The sequence below is a fragment of the Lactobacillus sp. ESL0785 genome (assembly GCF_029395455.1).
GTDB lineage: Bacteria > Bacillota > Bacilli > Lactobacillales > Lactobacillaceae > Lactobacillus.
The window spans coordinates 869107-881781 of the sequence record NZ_CP113916.1 but is presented as its reverse complement, the minus strand read 5'-3'; the positions used below and the strand labels follow the sequence as shown (position 1 = coordinate 881781).

Genomic DNA, 12675 nt, shown 5'->3' with positions numbered 1-12675 from the left:
ATGCCCCAATTTACAGCCAAGCAACAACAGGCTATTGATGATCGTGACCGTGATATTTTAGTTTCTGCATCTGCAGGTAGTGGTAAAACCACGGTTTTGGTTGAACGAGTAATGCAAGAAATTTTAGCAGGAACTGGTGTTGATCAGTTATTAGTTGTAACTTTTACTAAAGCTGCTGCTCAAGAAATGAAAACTAGGATTAAGCAGGTTTTGGAAGAACGATTAAAAGAAGGTAGTGACAAGCGCTATCTTCGCCAGCAGCTTAACCAAGTTGACACTGCCAATATTTCAACTATTGATGCTTTTTGCTTGGATATCATTCACCGTTTTTATTATGTAATTGACATTGATCCTAGTTTTAGTGTTTTAACTGATGAAACACAGGCAGCATTATTGCGTGAGCGCGCCTTACGGGAAATCGAAGGCGAATTTTTAGAAGCAAAAGATGCAGATTTTATTGCTTTTTATGATAATTTTGCAGGGGATCGGGATGCTGCTTCAGCACAAGGATTACTACTTGACCTCTACGATTTTGCGATGGCTAAGCCAGATTACCGTGATTGGCTTAAGCAGTTAAGTCAAAAATATCAGGTAACCGGTAAAATTGTGACTTCTGACTTGTGGCAGCAACAAATCAAACCATATCTGACTAAGGTTTTTACCAGTCTTAATGACAAAATTGCTGATTTGTTAGCTAGCAGTCAAATTGAAACTAAGGAATTAAGTAAAGTTAAAGAAAGTTTTACTATCTTTGCTCGCTGCCTGCAAAATTACCGACAGGGCTTAGCAACAGATGTAGATTATGAGCAGCAACGTGAACTTTTACGCAGTTGTATTTTTACCGGTTCTTATCGACAATCAAATAAGTGGGATGAAGATTTATTAGCCGTTTATCAAGAAAGCAAGGTTTTGAAAAAAGAGGCTAAAGATCAAATTTTTGCAGCCTTTACGTCATTTTATGCAACTGATGAGGCTGAACAGCTTGCGCTTTTAAAGCAGGGGCAGCAAATTATGACCGCGATAACTAAGGCAGAATTGGCCCTGATTGACCGCTTTAACCAGCTAAAACGAGCAGAAAACTTAATTGATTATAGTGACATGGAACAACTTGCCTACCAGATACTTAGCCAAGATACATCTAATTCACAATTAGCCCGTGAATTTTATCGGCGCAAATTTAAAGAAATTTTGGTTGATGAGTACCAAGATATTAATGCGCTGCAGGAGAAAATTTTGCAGCTGCTTAAGGAAGACAAGCAGAATAACTTGTTTATGGTGGGGGATGTTAAGCAGTCAATTTATGGCTTTCGTCAAGCAGAACCTAGCTTGTTTTTACATAAATATCATGAAGCTGCTAAAAGCGAGAATGATGATCAAGAGCGCATTTTGCTGTCGGCTAATTTTCGGTCAACTAAACCAGTAGTTAAATTAGTTAATCAGATTTTCAATAGCGTTTTAAGTACAGATTTTGGCGGGATTGATTATCAAAAGGAAGGTCAATTAATTTTTGGTGCTGACTATTATCCGGCTGAATTGCCGGCAGCCAGCGAATTGCTTTACCATGAAAAAGCGACCCCACAAAAGCAAGATACGGAAACAAAACTAGAATTTGATTCGGCAGAAATCGCAATGGTCATTAATCGGATTCAGCAGCTTAAACAAGAACATTTTGAAGTGTATGACCAGCAGAAAAAGACGCACAAGCGACCGTTTAAATACAGTGATATCGCAATTTTAACTAGAAGTCGCAGCGATAATTTGCTAATAATGCAGGAATTTGCTAAAAGTAACATTCCGTTATTTATCACTGATGCTAAAAATTATTTTCAAACGTTAGAATTAACGATTATGATGAATTACCTCAAGCTTATCGATAATCCTGATCAAGATATTCCACTGGTAACTGTTTTGCGGTCACCGCTGTTCAATTTTAAGGAACCAGATTTAGCTAAAATTAGGATCCATAGTAAAAATACTAGTTTTTTCAACGCTTTAACCTCATACGTAACAATGAATGACCAGTTAAGTGAACGGGTGAAAACTTTTCTTAATCAGTTAGATAATTTGCGGCAATTTGCAATGAACCACCGCATTTCCGAATTAATCTGGAGTGTTTATGAACAAACCAATTTATTAGAAATCATGACGGCTTTACCTAACGGTGAACAGCGCCGAGTTAACCTTGAAGCTCTCTATGAGCGGGCTAGTTCGTATGAAAGTGCTGGTTTCAAGGGCTTATATCAATTTATTAACTTTATTGAACGCATGCGTCGTAGTCAAAAAGACCTTGCACAACCGTTATTAACTAAAGAAGCGGGTGACGCTGTCAGGTTAATGACGGTTCACGGTTCGAAGGGATTAGAATTTCCAATAGTGTTTTATATTGGTTTGCAGCATCGTTTTCAAATGCGTGATTTAAGTGGCAACTATCTGATTAATAACGACAACGTTGGTTTAACTTTGCGACGCAAGCATTATCGAGCTGATTCATTAATTAAAGCAATTGACAATATTCACCAGCGCCAAAAGTTACTGGAAGAAGAAGCACGAATTCTTTACGTTGGCCTAACTCGTGCTAAGCAAAAATTGATTTTAGTTGCAGATATTCCTAACCTAGCTAAAAATAAGTTAGCTTGGGCGCAACAATTAAATCATCAGGGGCAATTAACTTTGACTGACAAGCTGGCAGCAACCAGTCCATTAAGTTTTATTGGACCGATTATTCATTTTGACGAGCAAATTAGTCAAACAATTGCGACCGTGACTAAGGAGCTTGATCAAAGTCAGGATTTCCTATTGCTTAAATATTCTCAAGAAAAAATAGCTGCTGGTGCTTCACAAGAAGTAACAACCAAGAAGCCGACTTTGCCATTATTAGATACAACTGTTCGTAAATTATATGATTTTACCTATCCGTTTAAGGATGCTAGTCAGACAACTGCTTATCAAGCTGTTTCGGAAATTAAGAAGGCCTTTAATGATCCCTTAGACACAGATCTAGAAAATGCTCATTTGTTGGCTTCAACTAATAGATATTTACAGCCAATTGATACTAAGCCGGATTTTTTATTTGCATCTAAATTTACCGGAGCAGAAATTGGAACAGCAACGCATCTAATTTTGCAGTATTATAATTATCGTGGTCAAGGAAATAGTGCGCAGCTTGAAGCAGAAATTCAAGAGTTAGTGAAGCAAAAAAAGTTGAACCCTAAAATTGTTGCTAGTCTTAAAAAGGATGAAATTGAGTGGTTTGTTCACAGTGATTTTGCCCGTGACTTTTGGCAGCGACCGGCTAATTTAAAACGTGAAGTTGATTTTTCTAGTTTGCTAGCGGCAAGTACTCTGTTTGCTGATTTTAGTGATCCTGATGCCAAAATCTTGGTTCATGGGACCATTGATGGCTATTTTGAAACGCCAAAGGGAATTATTCTGTTTGATTATAAAACTGACCACGTTGATAAAAATAATTTGGTGCAGGCTATTGCCAAAATTAAACAGAAATACACTGGTCAGCTGCGTTTGTATGAACAGGCGCTTAATTCTTTTGCCAAACAAAAAGTAATTCATAAATACTTAATTCTACTTGATGCAAAAAGAGCGGTAGAAGTTAAATAGAAGAGAAAAGGAGGGTAGACTATGACTTCATTTGCTAAAGATACCTTTGCGGTAGTCGATCTTGAAACAACTGGTACTCAAAGAGAAGATGATAATCACATTATCCAATTTGGCTGTGCCATTATTAAAAAGATGAAAGTTGTTAAGACTTATTCATTCATGATTAATCCTCACCGTGAGATTCCTCTGGCAGTTCAGAATCTAACTCATATTCACGATCAGGATGTCGCTGATCAAAAAGACTTTGCTTATTACGCTCCTAAAATTCAAAAAATATTGCACAACACAATTTTTGTCGCGCATAATGTTAATTTTGATTTGCCGTTTTTAAATTACGAATTAGTGCAACATGGCTTCACAGAACTGCCTAATCGTGCAATTGATACGGTGGAATTGGCTAAAATTGCTTTTCCAACACTGCCATCATATAAGTTAAGTGACTTGACAACACAATTGGAAATTAAACATTTAAATCCGCATAAAGCAGATTCTGATGCTTATGGAACGGCAATTTTGCTAATTAAAATTATTCATAAACTAGAAAAACTGCCTCAGGCGACGTTAAATACGTTAAGTTCATTAGCTCACGGATTAATTCGCGATACGTCTTGGATTTTTACGACAATTGCAGAAAATGCACGCCAGCAGAAACGACCACTGAGTAAAGATCGGATGCAAGTCCGTAATATTGTCTTACAAAAGCAGCGTCATATGGTCGGAACCGATAAGAAACAAGCTAAAGCAGAATTTCCTGTTAATAATGACGTTAAACGGAAATTGTTTAAGGGTAAAATTAATTACCGGCAACCACAAGTAAATTTAATTAATCAACTTAATAAATTTATAGTAAGTCCTAAAGAGCGAGCACTTCTAGTTGAAGCGCCCAACGGTACAGGAAAAACATTTTCCTATCTTTTTAGTTATGCTTACCATTTGTATTCTAGTCGTAAGTTAGTGGTGGCAACACCAACTAAGATATTGCAAAATCAAATAATTAGCCAAGAAATTCCACAAATGTTAGCTGTAACTAAGCTGGACTTGACTGCTGAAGTGGTTAAATCAAGTAGTCATTATCTAGATCTAGATGGTTTTTATCAAAGTTTGTATCAAGGAACGACCAATAAGCCGACTTTAATTTTACAAATGCGTATTTTAGTTTGGCTGACAGAAACCAAAACTGGTGACCTTGACGAATTGCAGTTAACTAATTATCGGGCACCGTTATTTACGCAGGTAACTCATCCGGGGGATGCACGAGTTGGCAGTAATTTTGCTAGTGTTGACTTTTGGAATTTTGCACGGCAAAGACAGGAGCAAGCCGACATTCTTGTAACTAACCATGCCTATTTGGCTAATCATTACAATGATTCAATTTGGGGACAAAATCCTTACTTAGTAATTGATGAAGCTCATCGATTTACAGATAATGTTATTACTTCACGCAATGATTCTTTTCAATTTGAATCATTATGGGGCGTACTCAGTCATTTACGCAACTTACTATATTATGCTGAAGACAGTGTTATTAATCAGTATACAAGTGATGTACAGCTTAATTTTCTACTTGAACAGCTTGACCCACAGATTACCGACTTCATTCACATAATGAATTCCCTGCAGCAACTACTTTATGAGAAAAAAGATCAGGCACTTAACAAGAATTTATTAGCTAATGGCAACTTACTGTTAAGTTTTCAGGGCACTGATCTGTTCCCAGCTAAGGGAGTATTTCAAAAAAAGCTTGGTGGCTTTCAGCGAAAATTAGAGAAATTACGTCAAGGCCTTAACCAAATTTTGTTTAAACTATACAAAGAAACTGATGATTCTAGTGGGGATCGGGATGCTCTATTGAGTGAATTAAACGCTCAATTAGATCGGCTTGATTTTTATATTGAAAAAAGTTACCAATTGTCTGATTTACTACATGAGCAAAAGGCACTTGAACAAGAGGGGTTTATTGTTACTTTAACTAACCCCCAGGATCCGCTTAGTGCTAACTTAAGTTGGCTAATGCTCAATGCCGATAATGAGCTAAAACAAATTTATGCTCGGTTTGACCATCTATTATTTGTCAGTGCAACTTTGACTACTGCAGATGGTTTTGCCTTTGCGATTAAGCAATTGGCATTAGCAGATTTAGCACCACAAGAATACATTGGTAAAAGTACCTTTAACATGGCTAGACACCTTGAAGTTTTATCAGTTAAAGATATGCCTGATTTTGCTAATAGTGACTATAATAAGCAATTAACCAATATTCTAACTAACGATTTAAGTAATAAAAAACATGTACTCGTGCTGATGACTAATTTAGAACAGATTCGCGATGTTTTTGGGACAATTTTAAATTGTCCGCATTTACGTGATTTTGAAATTTTGGCTCAGGGAGTAACGGGTTCTAATAATCGAATTGCTAAAAGATTCGCCATTGCCAAACAAGCAATTATTTTAGGAGCTGATAGCTTCTGGGAAGGCATCGACTTTCATCAGTGTGGCATTGACCTAGTTATTGTTGCAAAATTGCCATTTGAATCACCTGATCAGCCTGAAGTTAAATTAAGACAGAAGAAGCTGCATGATGAAGGCATTAATGTTTTCAAGAGTGATACTTTACCGCGCGCAGTTATTCGTTTTCGTCAAGGCATGGGACGCTTAATTCGTGGTGAAGAGGATCATGGCCAGTTTGTGATTTTAGATTCACGAATTTGGCAGCGTGAGTATGGTAAAGTATTTTTAAATGCCATTCCAGTTAAAACCAAAAAGGTTAATTTAAAGGAGCTACAAAAGAAGTTGGCTAATGATGATTAAAGACGATACAAGACAAACGATCAAATTTATAATTTGGCTAATAGTAGTTATCATATTGGCATATTGTTTAACAGTTGTTATTTTTTATAAGGCTGGTAAACCTGCTCAAGGTGAAATGCAGGAAGTAAGCCGAATTGCAACAGAGAAGACGCCGATTACACGCGTACAAACCTATTACCATCTTGACCGCGGAATTAACAGCTATTCCCTTAAGGGCAGCGGCAAGAAAGGCAGCTATTACTTTATCTATTTGCCTGGATCTAAAAAGGGCTATTTATTTCCCACTAAAAAGGGTGTTAGTGAAGCTGCCATTAGAAGTAAGTTTAAGGCTCAGGGAGCTACTGGCAAAATTAGTCAAGTTAACCTTGGCTGGTACCGGGGACGTGCCGTTTGGGAAGTTACAGCTAAAAATTCCTCTGGCAGTTATAATTACAAATTATATGAATTTAAAAATGGAAATTTAGTAGGTTAAGTCGCGTAAATGGCAAAACTTTGGTATGATTAACTTGATATAATAAGGAAAGTGAATTAGGGATTTATGACAGAATTAATTTCAATTAGAGATTGTTCCAAACATGTCGACGAAGAAGTCGAAATGCATGTTTGGCTGACAGACAAACGTTCAAGTGGAAAGATTGTTTTCCTGCAATTACGTGATGGTACCGCATTTTTCCAAGGAGTTATCCGAAAAAATGATGTATCTGATGAGGTTTTTGAAACAGCAAAATCGCTGCATCAAGAAGCTAGCTTTTATATTAAAGGAACTGTTCATCAAGATGAACGGTCACACTTTGGTTATGAAATTCAAATTTCAGATTTAAAAGTTGTTACTAACACCGAAGGTTATCCAATTGCCAATAAAGAACATGGAATCGACTTTTTGCTTGACCACCGTCATTTATGGTTAAGAAGTAGACGACCATTCGCAATTATGCGTATTAGAAACGTTATTTTCAAGGCAACCGTTGACTTTTTTGAAAACGAAGGCTTTGTTAAATTTGACGCGCCTATTTTTATGCATTCAGCACCTGAAGGGACGACAGAATTATTCCATACCGAATATTTTGGCGGTGACGCATATCTATCACAATCAGGACAATTATATGGCGAAGTTGGTGCCGAAGCATTTGGTAAGATTTTTACCTTCGGTCCTACCTTTAGAGCCGAAGAATCTAAGACGCGCCGTCATTTAACTGAATTTTGGATGATGGAGCCAGAAATGGCTTGGATGCACCAAGATGAATCACTCGATATTCAAGAAAGATTTTTGACTTACGTTGTTGAGCAAGTTTTAGCTAACTGCCAATATGAATTAGAACTTCTTGGCCGTGATCCTAAAAAGCTGGAACCAGCTGCTCAAGGTAATTACCAGCGTCTATCTTATGATGATGCTGTTAAACTATTGCAGGAAGGTGGCCGTGATTTCAAGTGGGGTGACGACTTTGGTGCACCTGATGAGGCTTATATTTCTGAAAAATTTGACCGCCCATTCTTCATCGTTAACTATCCAACTGCAATTAAGCCATTTTACATGAAGAAGAATCCAGATAATCCTAAGGAATACCTTTGTGCTGATGTTTTGGCACCTGAAGGTTATGGTGAAATCATGGGTGGCTCAGAGCGTGAAAGTGATTATGAAATTTTAAAGAAGCAAATTGCTGAAGCTGGCTTAAACGAAGCTGATTACAGTTGGTACCTTGACTTGCGTAAGTATGGTAGTGTGCCACACTCAGGCTTTGGTATGGGCTTCGAACGAGTAATTGCATGGATCTGTAAGCTAGACCATGTTCGTGAAGCAATTCCATTCCCAAGAATGATTAACCGTATTGAGCCGTAAAATTATAAATAAAATATAATTAAAAAGTTGAACTAAATTTTTAGTTCAACTTTTTTAAAGGAGCGAATTTAATTTGCATTATAATACTTTTCGTAAATTAGGTTTTACAACATTACAAAATGGTTTAATCGCTTACTATCCACAACTCAAAATTAGTGATGCAGAATTAATTTTAATTATTCAGTTGGAAGCATTTTCCCAAAAGGGTGAAAATTTTCCAACTAACGAACAAATTGCTGCTAACACTAACTTGTCAACCAGTGATATTGCTAATTTAATTCAAAGTTTAATTGATCAGGGCTGCTTGACTATTGATCAATTAACCGATCAGCAAGGGCGTATTGGAAATTATTATAATCTTGCTGCATTATATCAAAAGTTAGATGATTTTTTAGCACAAAATATTGTAGTACAGGATAAATCAACCCTAACTACTAAAATCAGCGATAGTCTAGATAATAATCCGGTTAATGCACTAACACGACAATTTGAAATTGAATTTGGGCGCTATTTGAGTCCGATTGAGCGTGAAGAAATTTCTGCTTGGCTTAGTGTTGATCATTATGATCCCAAGATTATTAAATTAGCTTTACGTGAAGCTGTTTTAGCGCAAGCATACAGCCTAAAATATGTTGATCGTATCTTACTTAATTGGCAAAGAAATAACTTAAAGACAGTTGCTCAAGTGCAAAAATTTTTACAAAGGAACCGGTAAATGACAGAAGAGAAATTATTAACTACTGCAGAAGCACGTAAAGTACTCAGAAAGATTAACCAAATGTATCCAGATGCCAAGAGTGAGCTTATCTGGGACAATAATTTTCACTTGCTGTGTGCTGTATTAATGAGCGCCCAAACAACTGATAAGATGGTTAATCGCGTAATGCCTGAATTTATCAGAGATTATCCGACACCGATTGAACTTTCTCAGGCCACAATTGCCGAAATTGAAGACCATATTTCTAAAATTGGCTTATATCATTCCAAGGCTAAACATCTTAAAGCAACTGCAAAAATACTAGTAGACAAATATCATTGTCAAATTCCCGAGGATAAGAAAACTCTGGTTACTTTGCCAGGTGTTGGCGTTAAAACTGCTAATGTCGTTTTAGCTGATGGCTTTGGTGTGCCGGCAATCGCGGTTGACACCCATGTTTCGCGAATTTCCAAGCGCTTCCACATTGTACCGCAAGATGCTAAACCACTTGAAATTGAAAAGCGACTTGAAGAAATTTTGCCAGCGGATGAATGGATCCATACGCATCATGCCATGATTTTATTCGGACGTTATTCAATGACTGCTCGCGATAAAGAAGATCCTTATACATATCTAAAATAAATACAAAAAAAGCGCTGGCTAAAATAGCCAAGCGCTTTTTTTAGAATTAATGACCATTATTATGCTGCTGATTAGGTGCAGTAACTGGAGAATTATTTTGATTATGATTAGTTTCATTACCAGTCTGATTATTTGTACCATGTTGCTGTTGGCTTTGGTTTTCTTGCGACTGACTAGTATGATGGTCATCAGTATTATGATTAGTATTGGAATTATGTTGCCCCTGAGTTGATTGAGCAGAGGAACCGTTTTGTGTACGGCGCCGACTAATTGCATGATTTTGCTGCGTATTAGTTGTTGAGCTAGAACTATTAGTATCAGCTTGTTCGTCGTCTTCATCATAATCACTACTATCATCGACAATACCTGCTGGAGCATGACCACGAACAAATAATTGCCATTGTCCAGTTGCCGAAACTTCTGGTGGATTAGAATTCTTAGCAATTTTAGCACGAATTACTGAATCTGGTTTTTGCCAATCAATATTTGCTTTGTTCTGCATTAAATAAGACATCATGCTCTTATAGATTAGTTGGGCTGACTGTTGACCAATACCAGAAACGGTCCCATCTTTTAAGTTATCATATCCTGTCCATACGCCCATTACATAACTAGGGGTATAGCCAACAAACCAAGAATCTTTAGGTGTTGCTGCATAAGCAGGATAGCGAGCTAAATCTTGTTCAGAATACTTAACTGAACCAGTTTTGCCAGCTTGATGCAAACCAGGAATTTTAGCACTAGTACCAGACCCATTCTTGATAACACCCTTAAGCATATCCGTAATCATGTAGGCTGTTGACTTACTCATAACCCGAACACCGGCTGAATCGTAATTTCTTGTTAAACCATCAGGTGTCTCAATTTTCGAAACAAACTGTGGTTTATGATACACACCCAATGTAGCAAAAGCACTAAAAGCACCAGCCATTTGCATACTAGATGCATTAGCCCCAATAGCAACCGATAGGCCAGAATTAGTTGGCACATTAATGCCCAACCGCCGAGCAAATTTAGCAGCTCGTGGTACACCAACTTCCTTTAGTGTTTTAACTGCTGGAACATTCCGTGATTGCTCCAATGCATGGCGCATTGTCATCATTCCGTCATACTTGTTGTCCCAATCATATAGTTGAACGTTAGTTCCGGGATAATAATATTTACTATCATCAAGCATTTTGGCAGTTGACCAATTAAGATATTGAATAGCGGGGCCGTAATCAAGTACTGGCTTAATTGATGATCCAGTTGAGCGGCTAGTTTGAACAGCACGATCAAGGCCGAGCTGAACGGAAGAAGGTAAGTGCCGGCCGCCAATAATTGCAATCACGTGACCGCTGCTAGGATCAACAACGGTTGCTCCGATTTGCATTTGATCACTAGTAAATGGCACTTGACCGTTATTAGCTAATTTATATAGTTGGTTCTGGGCTTTTTGATTAATGTTAACCGTGATTTTAAGATTATCGCGATAAGGATCGAAGCCTTTAGCCTGAACTTCAGCAATTGCTTCTTTGATATAAGGATCATCAATCTTACGCAAGTTTGATTGTTCCTTTTGACTATGATGCTTCAATCCTTTTTTAATGCTTTCGCGGTGAGCATCATTATATTGTTGGCGGGTAATTTTATGATTATCAAGCATTGCCCGTAATACTAAATTTCGCCGATATTTAGCAAGCTTAGGGTACAGATAAGGGTTATAAGCAGTTGGTCGATTAGGCATCCCGGCCAGAAGTGCTGTTTGAGCTAAATCCAGTTGCCCAATATTCTTACCATAATAGTAATTCGCTGCTGTGCCCATACCATAATTGCCATAATTCATGTAAACCTTATTAATATAAAATTCAAGAATCTGGTCATGAGAATATTCGCGTTGTACTTTCATTGCCAGCCATGCTTCTTGAGCTTTTCGCCTTAATGTCCGTTGCGAAGCATCCGTTGAAAAAACGGTCAATTTGACAAGCTGCTGAGTAATGGTTGAACCACCAGCCGCGATACTCTTGCTTTGAGCATTAGTCAACATAGAACCCACAATTCTAATTGGATCAATTCCCAACTTATCCTTATAAAAACGTTTATCTTCAACTGAAACAATCGCGTCTTTTAATAATTGCATCTTGGGACTGTCTTTAACATAGAGACGCTTTTCTGAACCTAATGATAATAAAAATTTACCACTAGTTGTATATAGTCCCGACGAACCGCCGCTTTCAAGCTGGGTTTGACTGATATTAGGTGCGCTTTTGGCATAATAAGCAAAAAGACCGATACCAAAAACCACTAATAAAAATGCGGTTAAAAAGCACCACTTAATAATTCGCCGCCATAAAGGTTTTGGTTGCTTTTGTCGATACTCCTTACGCGATTGGTGCTGATTATTTGAATTATAATTACTGTTTGTCATTATTCATTTTCCTATCTGCAATAAAACAATCAACTGCAATTAAATAAGGTAAAGTTGGCTGAAAGCCACTCTTTATTTCAACTGACCATTTTTCCACCTCGGGTAAAGTCACTGAACTTTTATCCTTGGTCCACCATGCTTTAATGATAAAACTAGCCGGGGTAACAAAATACCGCTTCAAACTTGTAAAGCCAATAATCGTAAAGCAAATACCTTTTTGCTTTAAGCATTCCGCTAAATGAACTATTTGGTGTTCATGAAAATTCTTTAAGGGAAAGTTAGTTTTGTTCTTCGTTTCTTTGGCCTCAAAGTCTAGATAATAACCTCGATATACACCATTATAATCCGTTGTGGACTCTTGGCGAAAATATGCTTCACGAATAACAGCCCTTGAACGTTTAGGATAATCAACTTTAACAATTTGAATTGGGGTTGGCTTCTTGTGAACAACCGCAATTTCTTTTAAGCGATAATATTTATTTGACTCGTTAATCATTTGTTCAAGAGTCATCCCACGTCCAGAAAAATTAACATTCTTTTGATGATGAAAATTTTTACGAATTTTAGATTCCTCGGTTGATTTACGAAATGCAGCTAAACTACCGCTTGGATATTTGACCATCAATCTCACTCCTGCTAGCATTATAGCAATAAAGGAAAAATTTTTGA

8 protein-coding genes are annotated in these 12675 nt (G+C 37.3%); 6 read left to right on the top strand and 2 right to left on the bottom strand.

Translation table 11 applies throughout. The features are described 5' to 3' along the window. The 6 genes from addA (at position 1) to nth (ending at position 9599) form a co-directional block, all read left to right on the top strand. Positions 1-3615 (top strand): helicase-exonuclease AddAB subunit AddA, encoded by a 3615-nt coding sequence (gene addA / locus OZY43_RS04275; protein ID WP_277163795.1) that lies wholly within the window; start codon positions 1-3, stop codon positions 3613-3615. A gap of 21 nt (positions 3616-3636) precedes the next feature. Next, the gene (locus OZY43_RS04270) at positions 3637-6423 is read left to right on the top strand and encodes a helicase C-terminal domain-containing protein (protein ID WP_277163794.1); all 2787 of its coding nucleotides are present in this window, start codon (positions 3637-3639) and stop codon (positions 6421-6423) included. Further along, complete coding sequence (locus OZY43_RS04265; RefSeq protein ID WP_277166353.1) at positions 6416-6895, top strand: hypothetical protein; 480 nt, start codon at positions 6416-6418, stop codon at positions 6893-6895. The genes OZY43_RS04270 and OZY43_RS04265 overlap by 8 nt, the downstream gene beginning before the upstream one ends. A gap of 66 nt (positions 6896-6961) precedes the next feature. Continuing rightward, a complete protein-coding gene (gene asnS, locus OZY43_RS04260; RefSeq protein ID WP_277163793.1) occupies positions 6962-8260 on the top strand; it encodes an asparagine--tRNA ligase in 1299 nt (432 codons plus the stop codon). Positions 8261-8333: 73 nt separating this feature from the next. Beyond that, a complete protein-coding gene (locus OZY43_RS04255) occupies positions 8334-8975 on the top strand; it encodes a DnaD domain protein (protein WP_277163791.1) in 642 nt (213 codons plus the stop codon). Beyond that, positions 8976-9599 carry an endonuclease III gene (gene nth, locus OZY43_RS04250; RefSeq protein WP_277163790.1) on the top strand — a complete coding sequence of 208 codons (624 nt, stop codon included), beginning with the start codon at positions 8976-8978 and terminating at the stop codon, positions 9597-9599. Between the two features lie 46 nt (positions 9600-9645). Here the strand turns inward: nth and OZY43_RS04245 are convergent, their stop codons facing one another. Both OZY43_RS04245 and recU read right to left on the bottom strand, forming a co-directional pair. After that, positions 9646-12006 (bottom strand): transglycosylase domain-containing protein, encoded by a 2361-nt coding sequence (locus OZY43_RS04245; RefSeq protein WP_277163788.1) that lies wholly within the window; start codon positions 12004-12006, stop codon positions 9646-9648. Next, complete coding sequence (gene recU, locus OZY43_RS04240) at positions 11993-12628, bottom strand: Holliday junction resolvase RecU (RefSeq protein ID WP_277163787.1); 636 nt, start codon at positions 12626-12628, stop codon at positions 11993-11995. Before recU ends, OZY43_RS04245 begins: the two co-directional genes overlap by 14 nt. Between the last annotated feature and the right edge of the window lie 47 nt (positions 12629-12675).